This is a genomic window from Amycolatopsis nalaikhensis, assembly GCF_030264295.1.
In the GTDB taxonomy this organism is placed as follows: domain Bacteria; phylum Actinomycetota; class Actinomycetes; order Mycobacteriales; family Pseudonocardiaceae; genus Amycolatopsis; species Amycolatopsis nalaikhensis.
Genome location: NZ_CP127173.1, coordinates 6,458,005 through 6,483,407, shown reverse-complemented (window position 1 = coordinate 6,483,407; position 25,403 = coordinate 6,458,005). Strand labels below are relative to the sequence as shown.

General features: G+C 72.1%; 29 protein-coding genes. 17 read left to right on the top strand and 12 right to left on the bottom strand.

What is annotated here, in order from left to right:
• Positions 1 to 66 precede the first annotated feature (66 nt).
• The 5 genes from QP939_RS31760 (at position 67) to QP939_RS31740 (ending at position 5,259) form a co-directional block, all read left to right on the top strand.
• Entirely contained in the window at positions 67 to 507 is a 441-nt protein-coding gene (locus QP939_RS31760) for a MarR family winged helix-turn-helix transcriptional regulator (protein WP_285449882.1), read from the top strand.
• Positions 504 to 1,307: an ABC transporter ATP-binding protein gene (locus QP939_RS31755; protein ID WP_285449881.1), complete on the top strand. Its 804-nt coding sequence runs from the start codon at positions 504 to 506 to the stop codon at positions 1,305 to 1,307. Before QP939_RS31760 ends, QP939_RS31755 begins: the two co-directional genes overlap by 4 nt.
• On the top strand, positions 1,267 to 2,088 hold the full coding sequence (locus QP939_RS31750) for an ABC transporter permease (protein WP_285449880.1): 822 nt from the start codon (positions 1,267 to 1,269) through the stop codon (positions 2,086 to 2,088). Before QP939_RS31755 ends, QP939_RS31750 begins: the two co-directional genes overlap by 41 nt.
• Before the next feature lie 36 nt (positions 2,089 to 2,124).
• The gene (locus QP939_RS31745) at positions 2,125 to 4,245 is read left to right on the top strand and encodes a transglycosylase domain-containing protein (RefSeq protein WP_285449879.1); all 2,121 of its coding nucleotides are present in this window, start codon (positions 2,125 to 2,127) and stop codon (positions 4,243 to 4,245) included.
• A 136-nt stretch (positions 4,246 to 4,381) separates the two neighbouring features.
• Positions 4,382 to 5,259 (top strand): IS5 family transposase gene (locus QP939_RS31740; protein ID WP_285459629.1). Its coding sequence is split into 2 segments (ribosomal slippage): positions 4,382 to 4,775 and positions 4,775 to 5,259, totalling 879 coding nucleotides; the frame shifts between segments, so codons are not numbered across the junction.
• Between the two features lie 18 nt (positions 5,260 to 5,277).
• On the opposite strand, the gene QP939_RS31735 is transcribed toward QP939_RS31740, so the two are convergent.
• Positions 5,278 to 5,703 carry a nitroreductase/quinone reductase family protein gene (locus tag QP939_RS31735; RefSeq protein ID WP_285449878.1) on the bottom strand — a complete coding sequence of 142 codons (426 nt, stop codon included), beginning with the start codon at positions 5,701 to 5,703 and terminating at the stop codon, positions 5,278 to 5,280.
• A gap of 134 nt (positions 5,704 to 5,837) precedes the next feature.
• Here QP939_RS31735 and QP939_RS31730 point away from each other — a divergent pair, with 134 nt between their 5' ends.
• Complete coding sequence (locus QP939_RS31730) at positions 5,838 to 6,254, top strand: zinc ribbon domain-containing protein (RefSeq protein ID WP_285449877.1); 417 nt, start codon at positions 5,838 to 5,840, stop codon at positions 6,252 to 6,254.
• 254 nt (positions 6,255 to 6,508) lie between these two features.
• On the opposite strand, the gene QP939_RS31725 is transcribed toward QP939_RS31730, so the two are convergent.
• Entirely contained in the window at positions 6,509 to 7,120 is a 612-nt protein-coding gene (locus QP939_RS31725) for a PhoU domain-containing protein (RefSeq protein WP_285449876.1), read from the bottom strand.
• A 129-nt stretch (positions 7,121 to 7,249) separates the two neighbouring features.
• On the opposite strand from QP939_RS31725, the gene QP939_RS31720 reads away from it, so the two are divergent.
• The 3 genes from QP939_RS31720 to QP939_RS31710 all read left to right on the top strand — a co-directional run bounded on the left by QP939_RS31720 (position 7,250) and on the right by QP939_RS31710 (position 9,297).
• Positions 7,250 to 7,708, top strand: coding sequence for a single-stranded DNA-binding protein (locus QP939_RS31720; RefSeq protein ID WP_285449875.1), 459 nt, complete (start codon positions 7,250 to 7,252; stop codon positions 7,706 to 7,708).
• 224 nt (positions 7,709 to 7,932) lie between these two features.
• The gene (locus QP939_RS31715) at positions 7,933 to 8,205 is read left to right on the top strand and encodes a hypothetical protein (protein ID WP_285449874.1); all 273 of its coding nucleotides are present in this window, start codon (positions 7,933 to 7,935) and stop codon (positions 8,203 to 8,205) included.
• 81 nt (positions 8,206 to 8,286) lie between these two features.
• Positions 8,287 to 9,297, top strand: a complete 1,011-nt coding sequence (locus tag QP939_RS31710; protein WP_285449872.1) for a pirin family protein — start codon at positions 8,287 to 8,289, stop codon at positions 9,295 to 9,297.
• On the opposite strand, the gene QP939_RS31705 is transcribed toward QP939_RS31710, so the two are convergent.
• Both QP939_RS31705 and QP939_RS31700 read right to left on the bottom strand, forming a co-directional pair.
• Positions 9,271 to 10,020 carry an alpha/beta fold hydrolase gene (locus QP939_RS31705; RefSeq protein WP_285449871.1) on the bottom strand — a complete coding sequence of 250 codons (750 nt, stop codon included), beginning with the start codon at positions 10,018 to 10,020 and terminating at the stop codon, positions 9,271 to 9,273. The two genes, QP939_RS31710 and QP939_RS31705, sit on opposite strands and share 27 nt — an antisense overlap.
• A 418-nt stretch (positions 10,021 to 10,438) precedes the next feature.
• Positions 10,439 to 11,113: a GntR family transcriptional regulator gene (locus tag QP939_RS31700; protein ID WP_285449870.1), complete on the bottom strand. Its 675-nt coding sequence runs from the start codon at positions 11,111 to 11,113 to the stop codon at positions 10,439 to 10,441.
• 2 nt (positions 11,114 to 11,115) lie between these two features.
• Between QP939_RS31700 and QP939_RS31695 the strand changes: the two genes are divergently transcribed.
• A complete protein-coding gene (locus QP939_RS31695; protein ID WP_285449869.1) occupies positions 11,116 to 12,777 on the top strand; it encodes a thiamine pyrophosphate-dependent enzyme in 1,662 nt (553 codons plus the stop codon).
• Here QP939_RS31695 and QP939_RS31690 read toward each other — a convergent pair.
• Positions 12,774 to 14,153 (bottom strand): pyridoxal phosphate-dependent decarboxylase family protein, encoded by a 1,380-nt coding sequence (locus QP939_RS31690; protein WP_285449868.1) that lies wholly within the window; start codon positions 14,151 to 14,153, stop codon positions 12,774 to 12,776. The two genes, QP939_RS31695 and QP939_RS31690, sit on opposite strands and share 4 nt — an antisense overlap.
• Positions 14,154 to 14,219: 66 nt before the next feature.
• Positions 14,220 to 15,116 (bottom strand): phosphatase PAP2 family protein, encoded by an 897-nt coding sequence (locus QP939_RS31685; protein ID WP_285449867.1) that lies wholly within the window; start codon positions 15,114 to 15,116, stop codon positions 14,220 to 14,222.
• 110 nt (positions 15,117 to 15,226) lie between these two features.
• Between QP939_RS31685 and QP939_RS31680 the strand changes: the two genes are divergently transcribed.
• The 3 genes from QP939_RS31680 (at position 15,227) to QP939_RS31670 (ending at position 17,801) form a co-directional block, all read left to right on the top strand.
• On the top strand, positions 15,227 to 15,916 hold the full coding sequence (locus tag QP939_RS31680) for a response regulator transcription factor (RefSeq protein WP_285449866.1): 690 nt from the start codon (positions 15,227 to 15,229) through the stop codon (positions 15,914 to 15,916).
• A 62-nt stretch (positions 15,917 to 15,978) separates the two neighbouring features.
• A complete protein-coding gene (locus QP939_RS31675; protein ID WP_285459894.1) occupies positions 15,979 to 17,316 on the top strand; it encodes a sensor histidine kinase in 1,338 nt (445 codons plus the stop codon).
• Positions 17,313 to 17,801, top strand: a complete 489-nt coding sequence (locus QP939_RS31670) for a hypothetical protein (protein ID WP_285449863.1) — start codon at positions 17,313 to 17,315, stop codon at positions 17,799 to 17,801. The genes QP939_RS31675 and QP939_RS31670 overlap by 4 nt, the downstream gene beginning before the upstream one ends.
• A gap of 24 nt (positions 17,802 to 17,825) precedes the next feature.
• Here the strand turns inward: QP939_RS31670 and QP939_RS31665 are convergent, their stop codons facing one another.
• On the bottom strand, positions 17,826 to 18,416 hold the full coding sequence (locus QP939_RS31665) for an NADPH-dependent FMN reductase (protein ID WP_285449862.1): 591 nt from the start codon (positions 18,414 to 18,416) through the stop codon (positions 17,826 to 17,828).
• A 98-nt stretch (positions 18,417 to 18,514) separates the two neighbouring features.
• Here QP939_RS31665 and soxR point away from each other — a divergent pair, with 98 nt between their 5' ends.
• Entirely contained in the window at positions 18,515 to 18,994 is a 480-nt protein-coding gene (soxR, locus tag QP939_RS31660) for a redox-sensitive transcriptional activator SoxR (RefSeq protein ID WP_285449861.1), read from the top strand.
• Here the strand turns inward: soxR and QP939_RS31655 are convergent.
• From QP939_RS31655 to QP939_RS31645, 3 genes are all read right to left on the bottom strand, one after another.
• Entirely contained in the window at positions 18,982 to 19,497 is a 516-nt protein-coding gene (locus tag QP939_RS31655) for a mycothiol transferase (RefSeq protein ID WP_285449860.1), read from the bottom strand. The two genes, soxR and QP939_RS31655, sit on opposite strands and share 13 nt — an antisense overlap.
• A gap of 71 nt (positions 19,498 to 19,568) precedes the next feature.
• The gene (locus QP939_RS31650; protein WP_285449858.1) at positions 19,569 to 20,093 is read right to left on the bottom strand and encodes a hypothetical protein; all 525 of its coding nucleotides are present in this window, start codon (positions 20,091 to 20,093) and stop codon (positions 19,569 to 19,571) included.
• A 2-nt stretch (positions 20,094 to 20,095) separates the two neighbouring features.
• Positions 20,096 to 20,794 (bottom strand): hypothetical protein, encoded by a 699-nt coding sequence (locus QP939_RS31645; RefSeq protein WP_285449856.1) that lies wholly within the window; start codon positions 20,792 to 20,794, stop codon positions 20,096 to 20,098.
• 254 nt (positions 20,795 to 21,048) lie between these two features.
• Between QP939_RS31645 and QP939_RS31640 the strand changes: the two genes are divergently transcribed.
• Positions 21,049 to 21,789 carry an SDR family oxidoreductase gene (locus QP939_RS31640; RefSeq protein ID WP_285449855.1) on the top strand — a complete coding sequence of 247 codons (741 nt, stop codon included), beginning with the start codon at positions 21,049 to 21,051 and terminating at the stop codon, positions 21,787 to 21,789.
• 29 nt (positions 21,790 to 21,818) lie between these two features.
• Complete coding sequence (locus QP939_RS31635; RefSeq protein ID WP_285449854.1) at positions 21,819 to 22,712, top strand: SDR family oxidoreductase; 894 nt, start codon at positions 21,819 to 21,821, stop codon at positions 22,710 to 22,712.
• A 47-nt stretch (positions 22,713 to 22,759) separates the two neighbouring features.
• Here the strand turns inward: QP939_RS31635 and QP939_RS31630 are convergent, their stop codons facing one another.
• On the bottom strand, positions 22,760 to 23,197 hold the full coding sequence (locus QP939_RS31630) for a DUF6314 family protein (protein ID WP_285449853.1): 438 nt from the start codon (positions 23,195 to 23,197) through the stop codon (positions 22,760 to 22,762).
• Between the two features lie 66 nt (positions 23,198 to 23,263).
• On the opposite strand from QP939_RS31630, the gene recQ reads away from it, so the two are divergent.
• Positions 23,264 to 25,099, top strand: a complete 1,836-nt coding sequence (gene recQ, locus QP939_RS31625; RefSeq protein ID WP_285449851.1) for a DNA helicase RecQ — start codon at positions 23,264 to 23,266, stop codon at positions 25,097 to 25,099.
• 1 nt (position 25,100) lies between these two features.
• On the opposite strand, the gene QP939_RS31620 is transcribed toward recQ, so the two are convergent.
• Entirely contained in the window at positions 25,101 to 25,310 is a 210-nt protein-coding gene (locus tag QP939_RS31620; protein ID WP_414641901.1) for an antitoxin, read from the bottom strand.
• Positions 25,311 to 25,403: the final 93 nt, after the last annotated feature.

Below are 25,403 nucleotides of genomic sequence, written 5' to 3'. Positions count from 1 at the left end.
TCGCATTCCTCGCCAACCAGACATTAAGCGTTGCTAATAGATCTGACTCAGAGCTACCTTGGCGGCATGACCGAACTCGCCGAACGGCTGCTGGGCGCCGTGCAGGGCATCCGCCGCGTGGTGCGCCGCCGGGTGCGCGCCGACGTTCCCGGCTCGCCGCTGCCCGGCGCGCAGGTCGAGGTCCTGCGCGTGGTGGCCGACCACCCCGGCATCGGCGTCGCCGCGGCCGCGCGCGAGCTGCACCTCGCGGCCAACTCCGTCAGCACGCTGGTGAACCAGCTCGCCGAAGCCGGGTTGCTGCGCCGCGAACCCGACCCGGCCGACCGCCGCGCCACCCGCCTGGAGATCACCGGCGCGGCCCGCGACCGGATGGCGAACTGGCGCCGCGCGCGCACCGGGCTCGTCGCCGACGCGCTCGCCGGACTGTCCGAAGAGGACGTCGAGGCGATCGAACAGGCGTTGCCCGCCTTGGAAAAGCTCATGGGCGTCCTGAAGGAGCAGCCATGACCGAACCCGCGGTGCGGTGCACCGGCCTCAGCCACTCGTTCGGCGCGACCCGCGCGGTCGACGGCGTCGACCTGGAGATCCACGCGGGCGAGGTGTTCGGCCTGCTCGGCCCGAACGGCGCCGGGAAGACGACGACGCTGCGGATGATCACCACCCTGCTGCCGACCACGCCGGGCCGCATCAGCGTCTTCGGCGTCGACGTCGCTCGCCGCCGGATGGCCGTGCGACGGCTGATCGGCTACGTCCCCCAGCAGCTGTCCGCCGACGGCGCCTTGACCGGCCGCGAAAACGTCGCGTTGTTCGCGCGGCTCTTCGACGTGCCCCGCGCGCGGCGCACCGAACAGGTGCGGCTCGCGCTGGAGCTGGTCGGCCTCGCCGACGACGCCGACCGCACGGCCAAGACGTACTCCGGCGGCATGATCCGCCGCCTGGAGCTGGCGCAGGCCCTGGTCAGCTCGCCCCGGCTGCTGATCCTCGACGAGCCGACGATCGGGCTCGACCCGGTGGCTCGCTCGTCGGTGTGGGAGCGCATCGCCGAGATCCGCGCCGCGACCGGGATGACCGTGCTCGTCACGACCCACTACATGGACGAAGCCGAGCAGTACTGCGACCGCGTCGCCCTGATGCACGCCGGCCGGATCCGCGCGCTCGGCACCCCCGCCGAGCTGGAGGACGGCCTCGGCGAAGGGTCCACTTTGGACGACGTGTTCCGCGCCGTCACCGGGAACCGCCTGGAGAGCGAAGAAGGAGGGATCCGCAGTGTCCGCGCCACTCGCCGCACCGCCCGCCGTCTCGGCTGACCCCGGCCCGCTCGGCCGCCTGCGCGTGCTCGTCGCCCGCGTCGGCGCGATGTGCCTGGTGGAGCTGCAGAAGCTGCGCCGCGACCAGACCGAGCTGCTCACCCGGGCCATCCAGCCCGCGCTGTGGCTGCTGATCTTCGGCGAGACGTTCACCCGGCTGAAGGCGATCCCGACCGGCTCGACGCCCTACCTCGACTACCTCGCGCCGGGCATCCTCGCGCAGTCGGCGTTGTTCATCGCGATCTTCTACGGCATCCAGATCATCTGGGAACGCGACGCGGGCGTGCTCGCCAAGCTCCTGGTCACCCCGACCCCGCGCGCCGCGCTCGTCGCCGGGAAGGCGTTCGCCGCCGGGGTCCGCGCGCTCGTCCAGGCCCTGATGGTGCTGATCCTGGCCGCGCTCCTCGGCGTCGGGCTGACGGCGAACCCGCTGAAGCTGCTCGCCATGGCCGTCGTCCTCGTGCTCGGTTCGGCGTTCTTCTGCTGCCTCTCCATCGTGATCGCCGGGATCGTGCTGTCGCGGGAACGGCTGATGGGCATCGGGCAGGCGATCACCATGCCGCTGTTCTTCGGTTCGAACGCGCTGTACCCGGTGGACCTGATGCCGTCGTGGCTCAAGGTGCTCAGCCACGTGAACCCGTTGAGCTACCAGGTCGACGCGCTGCGCGGGCTGCTGATCGGCACGCCCGCGCACCTCGGGCTCGACTTCGGCGTGCTCGCCGTCGCGACGGTGGCGGCGATCGCGGTCGCTTCGGCACTGCTGGGCAGGTTGGCCCGGTGAGGCACATGTCTCACCGGACGGAAGCATTGTCCGCCGATGGCTAATCTCGGTTCCGTGAATCGTCGTGGTGGCGTGGTCCCTTTTGTCGGGTTGTGCGTTCTCGCCGGAATTCTGGTGGCCGGGACAATGGCACCGGCGGCCATCGGCGCCGGCTTGCTGTCGAACCAGGTGAGCGATTCGGTGGACGCCATTTCCGCCCAGCTCGCCGCGGCCGACCCGCCGTTGACCACGACGGTGACCGACCGCGACGGCACCCCGATCGCGACGCTCTACGCGCAGTACCGCCTCCCGGTCGCCGCGGCCGGGATCGCGACGACGATGAAGGCCGCGATCATCGCGGTCGAGGACCGCCGGTTCTACACCGAAGGCGGCGTCGACCTGCAGGGCACGCTTCGCGCGGCCGTCAACGACACCACCGGCGGCGCGCTGCAGGGCGCGTCGACGATCACGCAGCAGTACGTCAAGAACTACCTCGTGAACGTCGTCGACCGGAACAACCCGCTCGCCCAGCAGGAGGACCGCGAAGATTCGCTCGCGCGCAAGCTGCGGGAAGCGAAAATGGCCGTCCAGCTCAACGACACGATGAGCAAGGACGACATTCTGGCGGACTACCTCAACGTGGTCGAATTCAGCGGAACCGTGTACGGCGTCCAAGCGGCCGCGAAAGCGTATTTCGGGACGACGGCGGACAAACTGACCGTGCCACAGGCGGCGTTGCTCGCCGGAATGGTGAACAACCCCAGCATCTACAACCCGTACACGCACCCGGACAAAGCTCTGCAGCGCCGGAACCTCGTCATCGACGACATGGCGACCAACGGCTCGATCCCGGCGTCCTACGCCGCGACGGCGAAGGCGGCGCCGCTCGGGCTGCTGCCGAACGGTCCCGTGACGCCGTCGGCAACCTGCATGGGCGCGGCCCCCGACGCCGGGTTCTTCTGCGCCTACGCGGAAAGCTACCTCGTGCACGCCGGGTTCACGGTCGACCAGCTGGCCACCGGCGGGTACACGGTCAAGACCACGCTCGACCCGCGCGTCTCGCAGGTGACGAAGGACGCCGTCGACGCGAACGTCCCGACCACCCAGGACGGCGTGGCCAACACCTTCGCCGTGGTCCAGCCGGGCGCGACCGGGCACCAGGTGCTCGCCATGGTGGCCAACCGCAATTACGGAACGGACCCGGCGCAAGGCGAGACGTCCACGAACATCGTCGCCGACGCGAGCAACGAGTTCGGCGCGGGCTCGTCGTTCAAGATCTTCACCTCGGCCGCGGCGCTGGTCTCGGGCAAGGCGGGACTCGAGACGCCGCTGCCCAACCCGGACAGCCAGTGCTTCACGCCGCCGAACGCCGACAGCCACACGCCGTGCTACACCGTCCACAACGACGGCCACTACGCGGACCCGATCTCCCTCGCCGACGGGCTGGCGACGTCGCCGAACGTCGCGTTCGTCGGCCTGGAGAACCAGGTCGGGATGCCCGCCGTGCTCGACATGGCCTACAAGCTGGGCCTGCGGAACACGCTGGCGACCAACGACGCGGGCCGCACCCCCGACCCGAAGTCGTCGAACCCGCAGTTCAGCGAGCCGCAGTCGCAGTACTTCCGGAACCTGCTGTCGTTCACCCTCGGCAACAGCCCGGTGAGCCCGCTGGAGATGGCGAACGTCTCGGCGACGCTGATGAGCGGCGGCGTCTGGTGCCCGCCGAACCCGATCCTGTCGGTGACCGACCGGAACGGGAACGCCGTGCCGGTGGCGCAGCAGGCGTGTGAGCAGGTGATCCCGACGGGGGTGGCGAACACGCTGGAGGCGGGGCTGAGCAAGGACACGACGAGCGGCACGTCCGCCGAAGCGGCCCGCGCGGCCGGCTGGACCCGCCCCGACATCGGCAAGACGGGCACGACCCAGCTGAGCGAGTCGGTGGCGTTCGTCGGCGGCGTCGACGACTACGCGGTGTCGTCGATGGTGTTCGCCGACGGCCCGCACCCGCGCGAGATCTGCCCGGGCACCCCGGTGCACCTGGGCGACTGCGGGCACGGCGCGTTCGGCGGCACGGTCGCCGCGCCGCCGTACTTCCACGCGATGAGCCAGCTGCTGGCCGGGGTGCCGGACCAGCCGATCCCCGGCCCGGACCCGGCGTACCTCACGGCGCGGAGCTAGGGCCTGTATCGAAGTCGTCTCGGGCTGGTTGAGCTGGTGTTGGGCGTGTCGGTGGCCGACATGGGTGAGGTCTCCGGTAGGTGGTTCGTCGACCAAGAAGAACCTGAACACCGGAGACCTCGTGGACACCCTAGCGGTGACGAGGCGGTTCGACCTGACCGACGAGCAGTGGGCGGCGCTGGAGCCGTTGCTGCCCGTGCCGTCACGGCCGGGTCGGCCGTCGTTGTGGAGCAGACGGCAGTTGATCGACGGGATCCGGTGGCGGGTGCGCACCGGCGCGCCGTGGCGGGACATGCCCGAGGGATATGGGTCCTGGGCAGCGGCTTATGGCCTGTTTCGGCGCTGGCAACGGGCTGGTGTCTGGCAGCAGATTCTGACCGCGTTGCAGGCTCTGGCCGAGGCGGCAGGGCGGATCACGTGGGATGTCAGCGTGGATTCCACGATCGCGCGGGCGCATCAGCATGCGGCGGGTGCGCGGAAAAGGGGGATCTGCAGGCCGAGCCACCGGGCGGGGTCACCGTCGAGCCGGAGGATCATGCGTTGGGCCGGTCGCGGGGCGGCTTGACCACGAAAGTGCATCTGGGGTGTGAGCAGGGGCAGAAGCCGTTGTCGATCGTGCTGACCGCCGGCCAGCGTGGCGACAGCCCGCAGTTCATTCCGGTCCTGGCCGGGATCCGGGTGCCCCGACCGGCCGGTGGGCGGCCGCGGACACGTCCTGATCGGGTCCTTGCGGACAAGGCCTACACCTCGAAAGCCAACCGTGCTCACCTGCGCGGTCGCGGGATCAAGGCGACCATTCCGAGCAAGACCGACCAGGATGCGCATCGCAAGGCCAAGGGGTCGAAGGGCGGCCGGCCACCGGCCTTCGACCCCGAAATCTACAAGCAGCGGCACGCGGTCGAGTGCGGCATCAACCGACTCAAACGCCACCGTGGGGTGGCCACCCGCTACGACAAACTCGCCGTCCGCTACGAAGCCACCGTCCACGTCGCCGCGATCAACGAATGGCTCTGACCCACTTCGATACACGCCCTAGCGCGGTTCGAGGAAGACGAGCGGGATCTCCCGGTCGGTCTTGGTCTGGTACTGAGCGTAGTTCTTGAAGTCGGCGGTGATCTTCGGCCACAGCTTCGCGCGCTCTTGGGCGTCGGCGACCCGGGCGCGCATGGGCCGCTTCGGGGCACCCTTGAGCGAGACCTCGACGTCGGGGTTGTCCCGCAGGTTGAGGAACCACGCGGGGTGCGTGTCGTCCCCACCACGCGAGGCGACGACGACCAGGGTGTCGCCGTCCTGGTGCGGCGAAGTCAGCAGCACGGTCCGCGGCTGCCCGCTCTTGCGGCCGACGGTGGTGAGTTCGAGGACGGGCATGGCGGCGTGCCAGCCCAGCCGCCCGCCGGAGAGCTTGATCAGGCCCCGGTGGACGGCGTTCATGGTCTTGAGGGCGAAGTCGCTCGGCATGATCCCAATCTAGTACGGACCGAATGTCCACTTTGCCCAGATCTGGTCCGGACCAGTTCCGGAAAACCGCGACGCGGGACGCCCCCGGTGTGCGAGGCTGCCGGGCGAACGAAGGACCGAAAGAGAGAAGACCGATGCTGATCTGGGGCTGGCGAACGCGCATCTACGTGCTCGCGATGACAACTTTCCTGTGCGGCCGCTGCGGCAACCCGGCCTCGCACGCGGTCCGCAAGGCGGTCACGAAGTTCACGCTGTTCTTCATCCCGCTGTTCCCGATCGGGGTGAAGTACACGGCCCAGTGCACGTTCTGCGGCATCGAGAACCGCATCCCGAAGGAGGACGCCGTCCGGCTGCAGGCCCAGGAGGAGCAGGGGCAGCAGGCGTCGTCGGGGTACCCGCAGGGCGCCCCTCAGGGTGCGCTTCCGCAGGGGGTCGAGCAGCACCCGTCGCAGCCGTTCCCGCAGCCGCAGCACCCCTCGCAGCAGCAACCGTATCCGCAGCAGGGGCAGCAGTTCCCCCAGCAGGGCCAGTTCCCGCAGCAGGGCCGCTGACGCACCCGGTCGCGGTCGCCCCCCGTGCGGCCGCGACCGGGCCGAGCCGGGTCTGACGGCCTGCCACCTCCGGTTGAGGCGGCCCGAACGCAGCAAATTCGCACCAAGCCTGACCCGGCTGCCCCACCCGCCACCACGACCGCAGTCCGCGGCGCCCCCGGCCGCACCCGAACCGAGCCGGGTCTGGCGGCCTGCCACCTCCGGTCGGCGCGGGCCTGACCCGACCGCCCTCCCGCGACCGCAGTCCGCGGCGCTCAGGCGCCGACCGGGACGAACTCGGCGGTCCGCCGGGCGATCCGGGCGGCGGTCGCGGCGAACCGGCCGTACCGCTCGGCGAGCACCACGACCTCCACCGCAACACCCCCACCACGCGGCCATTCCCCACCGCCCGCCCACGCGCGCAGCTCACGTTCAACGTCACCAGCGAGCGCGACGGCATCGTCCAACCCGGCGGCGTCCTCCCCGACGAGGAGTCCCCGCAGCGCCCGAGCGGCGGCGACGGCGTGCGCGCCAAGCCTGCCGAGAGCGGGCCGCGCACCGGGCGGAACGGGTCCCCGCGGCTCCGCGACCTCCCACGCAAGTCCACCCATCCGAGTGAGATCCGCGGCGACGTGCACGGCGGCGACGACCGCCTTCACCTCCCCGGCGAGTGGCGCGTGGAGGGCCAGCAGCGCACACGCCTGGTCCTCGCAAGCGGCCCCGAGGGCAGCCACCGCAGCGGCTTGTTCCCGCGCACGTCCGCCCAGCGTGTGGTCACTTTCGAGCACCGAGCGCGAGGCCTCTTCGAACGCGAGCGCGACGAGGCCGCACAGGTCCGCCAGCCGGTGCGCCAGCGTGCCCAGCTCGTTCTGAAACGCCGTCGGCATGGCGGGAGGAAACCACCCCGGCCGGGTGTCGGCATCTCGTCGCCCGGCCGGAAATTGTCGGACCCCCGTGCTCTCCTCGACGGCGAGAGCGGGGCACCCCGGACCCGCGGAGAAGGGAGTTTGATCATCATGGCGGGCGAAACGATCATCACCGTGGTCGGCAACCTGACGTCGGACCCGGAGCTGAGGTTCACCCCGTCCGGCGCGGCGGTCGCGAACTTCACGGTCGCCTCGACACCGCGCACGCTGGACCGGCAGTCGGGCGAGTGGAAGGACGGCGAGCCGCTGTTCCTGCGCTGCAGCTTGTGGCGCCAGGCGGCGGAAAACGCGGCGGAGAGCCTCACGCGCGGCGCGCGGGTCCTGGTCACGGGAAGGCTGGTCCAAAGGTCCTTCGAGACCAAGGAGGGCGAGAAGCGCACGGTGGTGGAGTTGCAGGTGGACGAGATCGGCCCGTCCCTGCGCTACGCGACGGCAGCGGTCAACAAGGTCAACCGCACCGGCGGCGGAGCGAGCCCCGCGGACGGCAACGCATGGGGAGCCGCCCCGGTCCCGGCAGGCGTCGGGGCGGGAGAGGAGCCGCCCTTCTAGCCTTCCGGTGTGCCGCTGACCGATCAGTTCGTCGACCGCAGCCCATCCATCCCCGCGCGGCCTCCGAACGACAGTCGACGGGAAGTCGACCCGCCCTTGACCGGGGGCGGCGACCATGGGGGCGACGCTCCGACCGGGCCGGTACCGGATGTGCTGTCGAAATCCCGTCAGCTGGTTCGACGCATGAGTAGGACGATGCCGGACCACGAGCGGGAGGGACCGAGATGAACGGGAACCGGAACGACACGAGCCTCAACCACCGGATGCTGGCGATGCTCCGAGCCGTCGGCGCCGGCCGCGGACGGGTGTCCTGCAGCAGCGAACCCGACCTGTTCATCGACGGGCTCTCGTGCGGCGACCAGTTCGCCGCCCACGCGCTGGCCCACCAGGGCCTGGTCCGCGCGGCCCGCCCGGGACTGCCCGGCGAGCTGGTCCCGGCGGTCCTGACCGCCGAGGGCGAGGCGATCGTCACGGCGCGGCAGCAGGCAGCCGCCTGACCAGGCGGTGCGGTGTTTGACAACTCCAGACGAGAACGACCGCGGCGGGTCCCGGCCCGGACCACGACTACCGTGGCGGGTATGAGCAACACCGAGGCCGCCCCCGCCGAGCTCGCCTGCGGCGACCGGCCCACGGCCGCCGACCCCGAGCACCCGGCCGTCGAGGTCCTCACCCCGCGCGAGGTGCCGCTGGGCGGCCCGCGGGCGATGCGGGTCCGGCGGACCCTCCCCCAGCGGTCCCGGTCGCTGATCGGCGCCTGGTGCTTCGCCGACCACTACGGCCCGGACGAGGTCACCGGACCCGGCGCGATGGACGTCGCCCCGCACCCGCACACCGGCCTGCAGACGGTCAGCTGGCTGTTCGCCGGCGAGATCGAGCACCGCGACAGCCTGGGCACGCACGCGATGGTCCGCCCCGGCGAGCTGAACCTGATGACCGGCGGCCACGGCATCTGCCACTCCGAGGTCTCGACGGCGGCCACGAAGACGTTGCACGGCGTCCAGCTGTGGGTCGCGCTGCCGGAGCGCCACCGGCACACGGCCCGCGCGTTCGACCACTACGTACCTTCGGTGAACCGGATCGAAGGCGCCGAGATCCGCGTGTTCCTCGGCTCGCTGGCCGGGCGCACTTCCCCGATCCCGACGTACACCCCGCTGCTCGGCGCGGAGCTCGTGCTGGGCCCGGACGCCCACATGTCCCTCGGCGTCGACCCGCGCTTCGAGCACGGCGTGCTGGTCGACACCGGCGTCGTCGATGTCGCGGGCACCCGCGTCCGCGCGGCGGAGCTGGGCTACGTCGGCACGGGCGTGCGCTCGTTGACCTTGAGCAACCGCGGTTCGGCACCGGCCCGGTTCCTGCTGCTCGGCGGGACGCCGTTCGACGAAGAGATCCTGATGTGGTGGAACTTCGTCGGCCGGACGCACGAGGAGATCGCGGCGTTCCGCGAGGCGTGGCAGGCGGAGTCCGACCAGTTCGGCAGCGTCACGGGCTACGAGGGCACCCCGCAGCGGCTGCCCGCGCCGGCGCTGCCCGCGGTCCGCATCAAGCCGCGGCACAACCCGGGCTCAAGCCAGGAAGCCCGCCACGGCTGAGACGAACGCGGGCGCGTCGTCGAGCCAGGGGTAGTGCGCGGCCTCGGGCAGCACGACGGCGCGCCCGTCCGGGAAGAGCGCGGCGAACTCGGTCGCCACGACCGGGCTCGCGATCCAGTCCAGTTCGCCGGTCAGCACGAGCACCGGAACCGTGACCTCGGCGAGCGCGGCCAGGCTCGCCTCGGGTTCGAAGGCGCCCTCGGAGTTGTAGACGCGCGCGGCGGCGCCATTGCGCTGAGCGGACTCGGTGGCGTGGTGGTGCCGGGCGGCGGCGTCCCAGCGGCCGTAGTACATCGGCGCGACGGCGGCCCAGTCGGCACTGGTGGCTTTCTTGGCGACGATCGCGTCGTAGGCGGCGGCCGCGGACTCGAACCAGGGGGCACCGGCGCGCCGGGCCATGATCCGCCGCCGTTCCCCGACGGGCAGCGGAAACCCGACGGCCCGCGGGCTGGGCGTGACGAGCACGAGCCGCCGAAGCCGCCCGGGATACCGAGCGGCGTAGAGGACGGCCAGGCTCGCCCCGGCGGAGTGGCCGAGCAGGTCGAGCTGCTCGAGGCCGAGGTGCTTGCGCAGCGCCTCGACGTCCTCCACCTGCCGGTCGCACCGGTAGGTGGCGGGATCGCCGGGCGCCTCGGAGTCCCCGGTCCCGCGCAGGTCGAGCACGGCGAGCCGCCGCCGGGCGGCGAGGCCACCGAGGTCGCCGAGATAGGCGGAAGCCCGCATGGGCCCACCGGGAAGGCAGACAACGGGCGGTTCACCACCGGAGCCGGAGAGGTGCCAGGCGAGCGCGGTCCCGTCCGGCGCGGAGAAGATCGGCATCCCCGACCCTGACACTTCGCCGACGCACCAAGCAACCCTCACGCACCCAACCCGGGCCAAGCGCATCCCGCCGACGCGCACGGCCATCGCCCACCCGCACCGCCCCGGCCCGCGGCCATCACCCCCACCCGCACCGCGTCGCCCCCAGCCCGCGGTCATCACCCCCGCCCACACCGCCGCCGCCCCCAGCGCGCGGCCGTCGCCCCGCCCACACCGCCGTCGCCCCCGCCCGCACCGCCCGGCCCCCGGCCGTCGCCCCCCTCGCCCGCACCGCCGTCGTGAGTGTTTAGGGCGGTTCTAACCGCCCTGAACACTCACGACGTCACCGCTGCCGGGCGAGGTAAGCCTCCAGCGTCGCGAGCCGGTGTCCCCTCGCGAACCGCTCCACCTCGGCCGGATCACCCCCGCCCTCGATCAGGACCAGCAACCGCTCGTGTTCCTCCACCGACGCCGGGGCCCGCCCCGGCACGGACGAGAATGTGCTGTCGCGGACCGCGGCCAACCGGGTCCAGCAGCGCCGCACCAGGTCGACCAGGTTCGGGTTGGGGCAGGCGCTGAACAGCACCTCGTGGAACTCGGCGTTCAGCGCGGTGAACGTCAGCGGGTCGAACTCGGCGAGGCTACGGCGCATCCGGTCGTTGAGCGCGCGGGCCCGCGCCACCGCCTCCGGCGTCAGCAGCGGCGCGGCCAGCCCGGTGGCCGCGCCCTCGACGATCGCCACCGTCTCCATCGCGTGCCGGTACGCCGTAGGGTCGATCGCGACGACCCTGGCCCCGACGTTCCGCTCGAACTGGATCAGCTCCTCGGCCTCGAGCCGGCGCAGGGCCTCGCGGACCGGCACCGCGCTGACGTCGAGCTCGCGGCCGATCTGGTCGAGCACCAGCCGGTAGCCCGGCCCGTAGCTGCCGTCGAGGATCCTGGCCTTGATGGTCTCGTACGCCAGCTGGGACTTCGTGACCGGTCTTCCCGACGACGCGCTGATCATGTAGGAAACCATATATGGTCCAGCCGACGGACGACGCCCAGGAGGCCGTGCCGATGCCGATTCCCCCGCCCACCGCGGCCGACCTGATCGTCGACGGGCTGCGGGCCCACGGCGTCGACACCGTCTTCGGCCTGCCCGGCGTGCAGACCTACGACCTGTTCGACAGCCTCGCCCGGGCCGGCGACATCCGGGTGATCGGCGCCCGGCACGAGCAGACCGTGGCCTACATGGCCTTCGGCTACGCGCAGGCGACCGGACGGCCCGGCGTCTACACCGTGGTGCCGGGACCCGGCGTGCTCAACGCGTCGGCCGCGCTGCTCTCGGCGCACGGCGCGAGCGCCCCCGTGCTGTGCCTGACCAGCGAGATCCCGCGCGCTTACCTCGGCCGCGGGCTCGGGCACCTGCACGAGATGCCCGACCAGCTGGCCACCCTGCGCACCATCACGAAGTGGTCGGCGCTGGTCGAGCACCCGGCCGAAGTCCCGGACGCCTTGGCGACGGCGTTCCGGGAGGCGACCGGCGGCCGTCCGCGGCCGGTTTCGCTGGCGGTGCCGTGGGACGTGCTGGGCCTGCGCGCTCCCGCCGAGGTCGCCGGACCGCGGCCGCTCCCCCGCCCGGCCGTCGATCCCGGCGCCGTCGAGGAAGCCGCGAAGCTCCTGGACGGCGCGAAGCACCCGATGATCATGGTCGGCGGCGGCGCGCGGCACGCGGCCGCCGAGGTGCGGGCGCTGGCCGAACGGCTGCAGGCGCCGGTGGTGCCGTTCCGCGGCGGGCGCGGCATCGTGGGCGACGACCACCCGCTCGGCTTCACGTGCGTCGCCGGCTTCGAACGCTGGCCCGAGACGGACGTCGTCGTCGGCATCGGGTCGCGGATGGAACTGTCCTGGTTCCGCTGGCCCGACAAGCCGGCGGGCCTCAAGACGATCCTGCTCGACATCGACCCGCGGCAGGCGACGCGGCTCGAGGCGGACGTCGCGATCGTCGCCGACTCCGCCGACGCCACGGCGGCCCTGACCGCGGCCGTCGGTCCACAACGGACAGACCGGACGGCGGAGTTCACCGCGCTGAAGGCCGCCGTGGCCGAGCGGTTCGCCGACGTCGGGCCGGAACTGGAGTACCTGCGGGCGATCCGCGACGTGCTGCCCCGTGACGGCTTCTTCGTCGAGGAGATCTGCCAGGTCGGGTTCGCGTCCTACTTCGGGTTCGAGGTCTACTCGCCCCGCACCTTCGTCACCTGCGGCCACCAGGGCACGCTCGGCTTCGGCTACCCGACGGCGCTGGGCGTGCAGGCGGCCTTCCCCGGCCGTCCGGTGGTTTCGGTGACCGGCGACGGCGGCTTCATGTTCGCCGCGCAGGAGCTCGCCACGGCTGTCCAATACGGACTGAACGTGGTCGCGGTCGTGTTCGACAACGGCCACTACGGCAACGTCCACCTCGACCAGGAGCGGCTGTTCGAGGGCCGCGCGCTGGGCGGGCGGCTGCGGAACCCGGACTTCGCCCGCCTCGCCGAGACCTTCGGCGCGCTCGGCCTGACCGCGCGCACGCCGGACGACCTGCGCGGCGCGCTGGACAAGGCGTTCGCCTCCGGGCGCCCGGCGCTGGTGCACGTGCCGTGCGAGCTCGGTGTCGGCGCGTCGCCGTGGAAGTACCTGATGCCGAAGTCGGACCGGAGCTAGCCGAGGCGTTCCAGAGCGGCGAACACCCGCTCGACGTCGGCGGCGGTCGTCCGCCAGTTGCTGAACGCGGCACGCAGCGCGGGCCGTCCGTCGTACACCGTCGGCGTCAGGAACGTCGTGCCGTCCTCGGCGATCGCGCGGACGAGCGCGTCGATCCGCTCCTGGGTGGCGTCGGACGCCGGACTGAAGCAGACGACGTTGAGCCGCACCGGCGCGAGCAGCCGCCAGCGGGGCGAGGCGTCGAGCCGCGCGCCGAGGTCGCGGGCGAGCGCGACGCAGCGTTCGACGATCTCGCGGTGCCCGTCCCGGCCGTAGGCCACGAGGGAGAACCACGCCGGGAGCGCGCGCAGCCGTCGGGAGTTCTCCGGCGTCAGGTGCAGGAAGTCCGGGGTGTCGCCGATTTCGCCGAGGTAGGCGGCGTTGTTGCTGAACACGCGCAGCTGCAGGTCGCGGCGGCGGGTGAACTGGACGGCCGAGTCGTAGGGCACGTTGAGCCACTTGTGCAGGTCGACGACCACCGAGTCGGCCTGGTCGAGGTCCGCGGTCAGGGCGGCGTGTTCCGGTGCCAGCGCGGCGAACCCGCCGAACGCGGCGTCGACGTGCAGCCAGAAGTCGTAGCGCCGCTTGAGGGCGGCGATCGCGCGCAGGTCGTCGAAGTCGACGGTGTTCACCGTGCCCGCGTTCGCGACGACGATCGCCGGGCCGTCGAGGGCGGCCAGCGCCTCCTCGAGTTTCGCGACGTCGACCGCCTCACGGCCGGGCAGCACCGGCACCGTCCGCAGCGCGGAACGGCCCATCCCGAGGAACGACAACGCTTTCGAGACGCTCGAGTGCGGCGAGCCGGACAGCACGGTGACCGGTCCGAGCGCGGCGGCGCCGTCTCGCGAGACGGTCACCCCGGCCCGCTCGCCGAGCCACTCGCGGGCGATCGCGAGGCCGGTGACGGTGGACATCGTCGCGCCGGTGACGAACGCGCCGGAGAACTCCGCGCCGAGCCCGAACAGCTCGGCCAGCCAGCCGACGGTCTCGCGTTCCAGGTCCTGGGCCGAGGAGTCCATGCCGCTGGCGGGGTTCTGGTCGTGGGTGGCGGTGAGCCAGTCCCCGGCCAGCGCGGCGGGGGTCGCGCCCCCGGTGACGAACCCGAGGTAGCGGGGGCCCGCGCTGCCCGCGAAGGTGGGTTCCCACCGCTGCGCGAACTCCTCCAGCGCACCCCGGGCGCCGCTGCCTTCGAGCGGCAGCGGAGCCGGCACCCGGCCGGCGGGCGGAACGGCGGCCGCCCGTTCGGGCAGCCCGGCCAGCGTCTCACCGGCGTGTTTCCGGGCGGCGTCGAGCAGATCGGGCAGGGAGTTCAGGTCTTCGGCGAGCCTCGGGTGCATTCGCCCGACGCTAGGCGCCGTGAACCGCGCTGTCGCGGGCCAATCCCCCGAAACTGGCCCGCCGGCTCAGCGGCGCCGGAGCCGCCGGACGCGGCCCTCGGCCGGGTCGAACGTCACGCGGCGCAGGGGGCCGGTGAGCAGCAGCACCACCGTCATCGCCGAGAGGGCCGCCAGGACCATCGCCGCCACGAACTGGGCCGCGGCGGACGTCGCCGTCGCGAGCACCGCGAAGCCCGTCAGCACCAGGGCCGAAGGCGCCAGCAGGCCGCCCAGCACCGGCAGCGTCGGCACCCGGTCACCGTCGGGGCGGCGGGCGGACACCACCGCCGCCCCGGCGCAGGTGACCGCGGCGACCAGCAAGCAGCCGCCCACGGTGTCGCTCAACCGGTGCCAGCCCAGTGCCACGGCCGCGGCCGAGACCCAGGCGACGCCGATGCCGCCGGCCACCAGGACCTGCGGGCGGAACCGGCGGGGCAGGACGATCGCGAGCGCCACCAGCACGGCCATCGCCGCGCTGACGTGCCCGCTCGGGAAGCTGTTGTGGCTCGCGACACCGAAGCGGTCGCCGGTGCTCGGCCGATCCAGGACGTACAGCTTGAGCAGCTGCGCCACCACCAAAGGCGCGGTGAGCAGCAGCAGGGCCGTCACGCCCAGCGCGAACCGGCGCCGCACCAGGGAGATCACCACCAGGAGCACCGCGACCCCGCCGAGCAGGGCGACCAGGTCGACCTCCCGCAGCGGTGCCGCCCAGCCCACCACGTGCCCGGCGGACTGGGCACTGCGGACGACGCCGTTCTCGACGCCGCGGCCGGCCTCGGTGCGGACGAACAGCAAATAGGCCGCGACGAACGCCAGGGCGAACCCGGCCGCGCTCGCGGCGAGCACCGCGGTGCGGGACGAAGCCCGGGTCACGAGCGCGGGGCGGGCGGGCACGGGTCGCGGTTCGGAGGTGATCACTGCCATGTCCCCCAGCCTGGAGACGGCATTTCGAGATCCCGTCAGCGCGATGTCATGGTTTTGCTACAAGATCGGCCCGGGTCGCCATGACGTGCGCTTTTCCGAATAATGGCGCCGTGGCCGAGGTACTGGTGGTGGAAGACGACGCGGCGGTGCGGGAGGGACTGGAACTGGCCCTGCGCCGCCAGGGACACGTGGTGCACACGGCCGGATCGGGCGAGGCGGGCATCGAGGTGCTCGTGCGGCACCGGCCCGACCTCGTGGTGCTGGACCTGATGCTGCCGGGGATGGACGGCTTCGAAACCTGCCGCCGGATGCGGGCGTCGGGCCCGGTCCCGATCATCATGCTGACCGCGCGCAGCGACGACTTCGACGTCGTCGCCGGGCTCGAGGCGGGCGCGGACGACTACGTGGCCAAGCCGGTCGAACCGCGGGTCCTGGACGCGCGGATCCGGGCCGTGCTGCGCCGGGCGGTCGGCGAGCCGCCGTCCGGGCCGTCGGCTCCCGAGGAACGGCACGGTGACCTGGTGATCGACCGGGCCGGGCTCGAGGTGACCAAGCGCGGCGCCCCGGTGTCGCTGACCCCGACCGAGCTGAAGCTGCTGCTGGAGCTTTCGCGCACCCCCGGCCAGGTCTACAGCCGCCAGCAGATCCTCTCCGCGGTCTGGGACCACGACTACCTCGGCGACTCGCGGCTCGTCGACGCGTGCGTGCAGCGCCTGCGGGCGAAGATCGAGGACGTGCCGGCGAGGCCGGAGTACGTGCAGACCGTGCGGGGGTTCGGCTACCGGTTCGGCCGGTCGTGAAGAAGATCCCGTCGTGGCTGGCCGGGCTGCGCCCCCGGCTGGTCGCGGCTTTCGCGGTGATCATGATCCTCGGTGCCACCTCGGCGGCCGGCGCGAGCTACGTCTACGCGCGCAACGCCATCCTCAAGGGCATCCAGGACCAGACGATGCTGAAGCTGCGCGACCAGGTCGTCGCGTACCTGCCGACCGTGTCGCTGCCGCCGTCCCAGTCCACGATCGACGCGTTCGCGCTCGCGCTCAAGTCCAGCGAGGCCCTCGTCGTCTACCACGACCTGCACTCGACTTCGGGCATGCCGCTGGACGTCGTGCCCGCGGAGCTGCGCCACGCGGTGGCCACCAGCACGAACATCCAGTTCCAGCGGGTCGACGCGCAGGGGTACCCGATCTTTTTCGTCGGGATCCCGGTGCAGACCTCGTCGGGCCGGACCAGCGGCCTCGAGGTGTACGCGTCGGTGCCGCTGGACCAGCAGCAGGCGGCGATCGACGAGCTGGCCCGCACGGCCTGGCAGACGGCCGCGCTCACCCTGCCGTTCGCGGTGGCGCTGGGGCTGCTCGCGGCGCGGCAGGTGCTGCGCCCGGTGCGCGCGCTGAACACCGCGGCGAACCAGCTCGGCCGCGGCCGGCTCGACGTGCGGCTGCGGGCCAAGGGATCCGACGAGCTCGCCCAGCTGGTCACGACGTTCAACAACACGGCGGCGGAGCTGGAGCGCACGGTCGGCACGCTGCGCGCGATGGAGGCGGACGCGCGCCGGTTCGTCGCCGACGTCTCGCATGAGCTGCGGACGCCGCTGGCGGCGATGAACGCGGTCACCGACGTGCTCGACGAGGACGCCGAGCAGCTGCCGCCGGACACGGCCGTCGCGGCGCGGCTCGTGTCGGCCGAGACGCGGCGGCTGACCCGGCTGGTGCAGGACCTCATCGAGATCTCGCGCTTCGACGCGGGGCGGGCCGAGCTGCGCCGGGAGCGGCTGGACGTCGCCGCCGCGGTCACCGACAGCCTCGCGGCGCGGGGCTGGGAGGCCGGGGACGACCTGGTGACGGACCTGCCGCCGGGGATCACCGCGGCCCTCGACCGGCGGCGGCTGGACATCGTCGTGGCGAACCTGGTCGGCAACGCGGTGCGCCACGGCGCACCCCCGGTCGAGGTGGTCCTGCGGGCGGAGCGCGGCGATGTCGTGCTGACCGTCACCGACCACGGGCCGGGGATCCCCGAAGAGGTGCTGCCGCGGGTCTTCGACCGCTTCGCCAAGGCCGACACGGCACGCGCGCGGTCGGAAGGCAGCGGGCTCGGGCTGTCCATCGCGCGGGAGAACGCGCGGCTGCACGGCGGGGACATCGTCGCGGCCAACACCGGGACCGGCGCCCGGTTCGAGCTGCGCCTGCCGCGGGAGGTGTGGTGAAGAAACTGCTGGTCCTGGCCGTGCTGCTGGTGGTGAGCGCGTGCGGGGTCAAACCGACCGGCGTGGTGTCGGCCGGTCCGGCGCCGACGTTGCGGAGCCCGGGCGGCAGCGGCCGCGGCACCGATTTGATCCTCTACTTCGTCATCGACGGCCGGGTCGCCCCGGTGACGCGGCCGACCGGCACGGCCGTCGGCGTCAGCGCGGCGCTGTCGATCCTGCTGAGCGGGCCGTCGTCCGACGAGGCGGCCGAGGGGTACGCGACCATGCTGCCGCCGGAGCGCGGGCCGGTCGCCCTGAGCCCCGGCCCGCCCGCGATGATCAACGTCCCGTTCCCGCTGAAGCCGCTCCCGCCGCTCGCGGTGAACCAGCTGGTCTGCACCGCGTTCGCGGCATTGGCCGCCGAGGGCAGCTACGTCGTGGAAGGCGTCATCACGCTCTCCGGGACCGACACGCAGCTGCCCTCCCTGACCTGCCAGGCTTTCTGAGCGGGTCCGTCCACAACGGACGGATCAGCCGGGGTAGGGCCGGACCGCCTTGGCGTCGGCGAGCGCGCGGGCCCACCAGCCCAGCTGGTCGAGCATCGCCTTCGCCGCGACGCCGGCGCCGTCGTCCTTCGGGAGCCCGTCGGGGTCGAAGCGCGTGTGGGCGCCGTGGAAGCTGACCGTCTCGCGGATGGTCACCGCGTGCAGCTCGGCGAAGACCGCGCGCAGGTGCTCGACCGCGCGCAGGCCGCCGGAAATCCCGCCGTAGGAGACGAACCCGACCGGCTTGGCCGCCCACTCGGCGCGATGCCAGTCGATGGCGTTCTTGAGCGAGGCCGGGTAGCTGTGGTTGTACTCCGGGGTGACCACGACGAACGCGTCCGCGGCGGCGAGCTTCGACGTCACCTTCGCGACCTCGGCCACGACCGCGGCCGCCGGGGTGGCCCCGAACGCCGGCATCGCCAGCGGCAGGTCGGGTTCGGCCAGGTCGAGGACGTCGACCTCGAACCCGCCGTGCTCGCCCGCGACGCCGGCGAGCCAGTCCGCCACCACCGGGCCGAACCGTCCTTCCCGGACACTTCCCACGATCACCGCGACCCGCACGGGAGCTTCGGACACTCTTCCTCCTTGGCACAGCGGCGTTGTTGCCGTCCGGGCCAGGATGAGACTTCAAGCTCGCTTGAAGTCAAGCACGCGGCTGTGGTTGGCTGGACGGCATGGTGAACGCCACGGCACGGACGTTGCCCGAACTCACGGTGGGCGAGCTCTCCCGGCGCAGCGGGGTGCCCGCGTCGGCCCTGCGCTTCTACGAGGACGAAGGCCTCATCCGCAGCCGCCGCACGGCGGGCAACCAGCGCCGCTACTGCCGCGACGCGCTGCGGCGGGTGACGTTCATCCGGATGTCGCAGCGGGTGGGCATGCCGCTGTCGGCGATCAAAGAGGTGCTCGCGCTGCTGCCCGAAGACCGCACGCCGACCCGGGCCGACTGGGCCCGGATCTCGAAGTGCTGGAAGGACGACCTCAACGCGCGGATCCGCCGGATGGAACAGCTGCGCGACCAGCTCAGCGACTGCATCGGCTGCGGCTGCATGTCACTGGCCAAGTGCCGGCTGGCCAACCCGGCCGACCGGCTGGGCGCCGACGGGCCCGGCCCGCGCCGCCTGCCCGACCACCGCGGCGACGGCTACGAGGACTGACGTTCCAGCAGGCCGCGGACGTACATCGCCTGCCCGGCGTGCTGGATGTCGTCGTCGAGGACGCTGATCAGGCGCACCCCCAGCGAAACCGGCGGGTCCCACGCCTCGTCGACGATCCGGTCGAGCGACTGGCCGTCGAGGCCTTCGACGAACCGCAGGGTCTGTTCGTGCACGGCGTCGTAGTAGCCCGTGAGCAGATCGGGCTTGTCGACGCGGACCGCCGCGACGTCCTCCGGGCGGTGGCCGTACCCGGTGTCCCCCGCCGGGAACGGGAGGCCGAGGCGCGCCAGCCAGTCCTGGCCGGTCCACACCTGTTCGGTCCCGGCCACGTCGGCGACGTGGTCGTCCTGGACCCGGGTCAGGTGCCACACCAGCCAGGCGATCGAGTTGGCTTCCTCGTCCGGCCGGGCCCGGAGCTGCTCGGCGGTGAGTCCTTCCACCGCCGAGTGCACGGTTCCCCGGACCCGGCCGAAGCCGTCGGCGAGCAGATCGGCCACGTTCATCGGCTGCCTCCCGTTGCTGTCCCCGTTCACCGGCGAGCTACCCGATCATGCCCGTCGGCAAACGGGTCCCGCTAGCGCGGCAGCAGCTGGTCGAAGAACGAGCGGTAGCGCCGCAGCGCGATCCGCAGCTCCTCGGTGGCCGGTTCGCCCTGCTGCCACTGGGCTTCCAGTTCGCTCTTGTGCTCGGCGAACGTGGTGGCCAGTGCGCTGATGACGCCCGCGACGAGCTCGTCGGCCTGCTGGACGGCCCGCTTCGGGTCGTCGACGAAGCCGGTCTGGACGTTCTGCCAGCGGTCGCGGAAGCCGGTGACCTTCTCCTCGTCGATCAGCGGCGGCGTTTCGTCGCTGTCGTCCGGCCCGCGGCGAGCGGTGTCCTCCCGGCTGTCCGGGGAGGCCGAAGCGGAGGCCAGGTCGGCGGTGCTGAGGTTCCGGTCGCTGTCGTCGGCTTCGGCGCCCGGCTCGCCGAAGGTGGCCCGGTCCTGGCCGGGCACCTCGGCGGTCCCGCCGTCACGCAGGTCGTTCGCCTCACGCACGTCTTCGCGGCTCGTGACGTCCTCGTCGTGCTCGGCGCCGTGCCTCGTCAGGTGGTCGGTCATGGTCAGCGTCCTCCGTTCCACTCGGTGCGCGGCTGGGCGGCCGCCTGGTGCTCGGGCTGGTCGGCGGCACGCCGGTCGGCGCGGTCGGTGTGGTCGCGCGCGTCGCGGTCGTGGCCGTCGTGCCCGTTGCGGCGCTCGTGGTGGTCGTGGTCCCGGTCGTGGCGCTGCTCGTCGGCGCCGTCGGTCAGCAGGTCCTCGAACACGGTGCGGTAGCGCACCATCGCGTCGCGGAGGTCCTCAGTGGACGCTCCGTCGCGCTTCTTCTGCGTGTCGTGCGCGGTGCGGTAGTGCTCGAGGGTCTTGGCGTGGCGCACCGACAGGTCGGAGAGCTGCTGCTCGTACCCCTCGGTCGGGTAGCCGCGCTCGGCCATCAGGGCGACCAGGACCTGGTCGGCTTCGGAGACCGCGGCGGCCGGGTGGTCGACGAACTTTTCCTGCACCATGGCCCACTTCTGGGCGTACCGCTCGCGCGCCGACGGCGACAGCGGGCGGATGTCGAGCTCCTTGTGCCGGCGTTCGCGCTCGGCGAGCTCCCGCTGCGCGGCACGCGGGCTGTCCTTCTCTTCGACCATGCGGTCGTACTCCGGACCGAACCGCTGCCGCAGCCGTTTCCGTTGCATCTCCTGCGTCGCGAGCCAGATCACGGTGCCGAGCACCGCGACGGCCACGACGACGATCACGACGATCAGCCATGTGGGCATCGCACAAACTCCTTCAAGGATGTCGAGCCCCCCGATGCGTCCGGTGTTCCCGCGTCCGGGCCGCCGAAACCCGGCACACTGCCCTTGACCTCGCGATTCGGCCGACCGGCGGCGTCGGTGCGTCCGGATGCCGCCACCGGTGTAACGACGATAACAACTATCGACTAGCGCTGTTACCAGCGTAGTGCTATCGTTGGTAACAGCAAGACGGAAGCGGCGATACCACCGCCGCCCGACCAGGAAGAAGGATCCCGATGAGCAGCACCGACACCCGCGTCGCGATCGTCACCGGCGGCTCCCGCGGCATCGGCCGCCAGGTCGCCGAGCGCCTCGCCGCCGACGGCATGGCGGTCGTGGTCAACTACGCCGGCAACGAAAAGGAGGCCCAGGCCGCCGTCGACGCGATCACCGAGCGCGGGGGCCGCGCGATCGCCGTCCGCGCCGACGTGGCCGACCCCGCCGCCGTCGCGGAACTGTTCGACACCGCGGAGCGCACGTACGGCGGCGTGGACGTCGTCGCCCACCTCGCCGGCGTGATGAACGCGCCGACGCCGATCGCGGACACCGACTTCGAAGTTCTCGACCGCGTGCACCGCACCAACATCCGCGGCACGTTCGCGGTGGCCCAGCAGGCCGCGCGGCGGGTGCGCGAGGGCGGCGCGATCATCACCACCTCGACGTCGGTGCTCGGGCTGAACCTGCCCGGCTACGGCGTGTACAACGCGACCAAGGGCGCGGTCGAGGCGATCACCATGATCCTGGCGCGCGAGCTGCGCGGCCGCGACATCACGGTGAACACCGTGGCCCCCGGCCCGACGGCGACGGCCCTGTTCCTCGACGGCAAGGACGAGGAGACGATCGCCCGGATGGCCAAGCAGCCGCCGCTCGAGCGGCTCGGCAAGCCCGAGGACATCGCCGAGGTCGTCGCGTTCCTGGCCGGTCCGGCCCGCTGGGTCAACGGCCAGGTGCTGCGCGCCAACGGCGGCATCGTCTGACCCCCCACCACCGGCTCAGGAGCACTCCCATGTCGAAGATCATCGTCGTCACCGGCGCGTCCAGCGGGATCGGCGCCCTGTCCGCCCGGGCGCTGGCCCGCGCCGGGCACACCGTCTACGCGGGCATGCGCGACACCGGCGGGCGCAACGCACCGCAGGTCGAAGCCGCCGCCGCGTACGCCCGCGAACACGGCGCCGACCTCCGCTCGGTCGAGCTCGATGTGTCCAGCCAGGACTCGGTCGACGCGGCCATCGCGTCGATCGTCGCCGAGCACGGCCGGCTGGACGTCGTGGTGCACAACGCCGGGCACATGGCGCTGGGCCCGGCCGAGGCGTTCACGCCCGAGCAGCTCGCGCAGCTGTACGACACGAACGCGATCGGCACCCAGCGAGTCAACCGCGCCGCGCTGCCGCACTTGCGCGCCCAGCGCGACGGGCTGCTGGTGTGGGTGTCGAGCAGCAGCGTCCGCGGCGGCACCCCGCCGTACCTGGCACCGTACTTCGCGGCGAAGGCGGCGATGGACAGCCTCGCGGTGAGCTACGCGGCCGAGCTGGCCCGCTTCGGCATCGACACGACGATCATCGTGCCGGGCGCGTTCACCGCGGGCACGAACCACTTCCCGCACTCGGGTCACCCGGCCGACACGGCGGTCGAGGCGGCGTACGAGGAGCGGTACGCGGGCCTCAGCGACCAGGTCGGGCGCAAGCTGGCGGAGATCACGCCGCCGGACGCGGACGTCGCGAAGGTGGCCGAGGAGCTGGCGCGCGTGGTGGACCTGCCGAAGGGCGAGAGGCCGTTCCGGGTGCACATCGACCCGGCCGACGACGGCGGCTGGCTGGTCGCGGAGGTGGGTGACCGGATCCGCGCGGAGTTCCTGCGCCGGATCGACCTGGCCGACCTGCTCACCCCAGCGCGCGGCTGAGCGGACGACACCCGGGCACCTCAGCCCGGGCACGCGCCGCGCTCGGCTCAGCCCGATGCGCGGCTGAAGCGCGTCACGATCAGGTGATCCTTCGCCGGGCCGCGGACCGCCCACTCCTGCCGCCACCTCTGCGCGTCGAGCACGCGATAACTCCCGTGATAGAGATCAGCCCGACAGGGGTGGTCCGTCTCCCAGCACCCGGCGCGCAGGTCGAGCTCGTGGAAGAACCCGCCGTGGTCGAAGTGCACGTCAGCGCGCCCCGGCTCGGCCAGCCGGTAGTGCAGCGTGCGCATGACGGGACCCGTGTACCCGCCCAACCGCATCTCGCCCACCTCGCGGTACACGAGCACACCACCCTCTTCGGTGAAGGTGGCCGTCCCGGTCACCTCACCGACGGGCTCCCCCGCGGCGGTGAGGATTTCGCGGTCGAGCCGCCACTCACCGGCGAAATGCGCGGCGAGATCCAATACCGGGTAGCAGTCCATCGCCTCCAGTGTCGCACCCGCGAGGGCGGCCGGAAGTTGTCGGACCCCCGCTCTACACTCGGCCGCGTGGCAGACACCGACTTCGCGACCGTCTCCGACGCGCTGGAAACCCTCCGGCGCGTGTTCGGCTACGACAGCTTCCGCGGCGACCAGGCGGCGATCGTCGAGCACGTCATCGCCGGCGGCGACGCGCTCGTGCTGATGCCCACCGGCGGCGGGAAGTCCTTGTGCTACCAGATTCCCGCGCTGGTGCGGCCGGGTGTCGGCGTCGTCGTCTCGCCACTCATCGCGTTGATGCAAGACCAGGTCGACGCGCTGCGCAACGCCGGTGTCCGCGCCGGTTTCCTCAACTCCACGCAGGACTACGCCGCCCGCCAAGAGGTCGAGTCGGCCTTCCTGGCCGGCGAGCTCGACCTGCTCTACCTGGCGCCGGAACGGCTTTCGGTCGAATCCACCGTGCGGCTGCTCGACCGCGGCAAGATTTCGCTGTTCGCGATCGACGAAGCGCACTGCGTCGCCCAGTGGGGCCACGACTTCCGGCCCGACTACCTCCAGCTCTCCGCGCTGCACGAGCGCTGGCCGGACGTGCCGCGGATCGCGCTCACGGCCACCGCGACCGAAGCCACCCACAAGGAAATCTCCGCGCGCCTGCGGCTCGACGAAGCCCGCCACTTCGTCGCGAGCTTCGACCGGCCGAACATCCAGTACCGGATCGTCGGCAAGAACTCGCCGCAGCGGCAGCTGCTCGAACTGCTGCGCACCGAACACCAGGGTGACGCCGGGATCGTCTACTGCCTGTCCCGCAATTCGGTCGAGAAGACCGCGGAGTTCCTGGTGCAGAACGGAATTCCGGCGGTGCCGTACCACGCGGGCCTCGACGCGCGCACCCGCGCCAAGCACCAGTCGCGGTTCCTGCGGGAGGACGGCCTGATCGTCGTCGCGACGATCGCGTTCGGCATGGGCATCGACAAACCGGACGTCCGGTTCGTCGCGCACCTCGACCTGCCGAAGTCGGTCGAGGGCTACTACCAGGAGACCGGCCGCGCGGGGCGCGACGGCCTGCCGTCGACCGCCTGGCTCGCGTACGGGCTGCAGGACGTCGTGCAGCAGCGCAAGATGATCGACACCTCGGAAGGCGACGAGGCGCACCGGCGGCGGCAGGCCACCCACCTGAACGCCATGCTGGCCCTGTGCGAGACGGTGGAATGCCGCCGCGTGCAGATCCTCAACTACTTCGGGCAGAAGGCCGAGCCCTGCGGCAACTGCGACACGTGCCTGAACCCGCCGGAGACGTGGGACGGCACCATCCCGGCGCAGAAACTGCTCTCCACGGTGGTGCGGCTGCGCAACGAGCGGCGCCAGAAGTTCGGCGCCGGGCAGATCATCGACATCCTGCTCGGCAAGTCCACGCCGAAGGTCACGCAGTTCCAGCACGACACGCTCAAGACCTTCGGCATCGGCACCGAGCTGCGTGAGCCGGAGTGGCGGGCGGTGGTGCGGCAGCTGCTCGCCCAGGGCCTGCTCGCGGTCGAAGGCGACTACGGCTCGCTGGTGCTCACCGAGGCGAGCGCCGAGGTGCTCGGCGGCGGGCGTCAGGTGCTGCTGCGGCGCGAGCCCGAGCGGGCCGCCGCCGCGAAGGCCCGCGGCACGCGCAAGGCCGCCCCCACGGCGGACATGCCCGCGGAGGCGGCCCCGCTGTTCGAACGTCTGCGTGCCTGGCGGGCCGGCGTGGCGAAGGAACAGGGCGTGCCCGCGTACGTGATCTTCCACGACGCGACCCTGCGCCAGATCGCCACGCAACGGCCTTCTTCGCTGGCCGCGCTGGGCACGGTCAGCGGCGTCGGCGAGAACAAGCTCGCCAAGTACGGCGAGGGGGTCCTCGAAGTCCTGACGGCCGAATGACCTACCGGGCGGTACCCGGCCCCGGCTGCTGCCCCGTCACCGAGTTGACCTTGCGGACCGCGCCGGCGATCTGCTGGTGGTACTTGCCCTTGGTCTTGTCGTCGACGAACTTGGCCGCCTTGCCGACGGCCTGGTTCACCTTTTCGGGGTTCTTCTTCGCGTAGGCGCGGGCCGCGCCAGCGGCCCCGGCCAACATGGTCAGCTTGCGCATCAACGGCACGGTGGTCCTCCCTCATCGGGTTGCGGTCATCCTGACAACGCGGACGAACCACCCGGAGGTTCCCCGTGTGACGACGGCCAAACC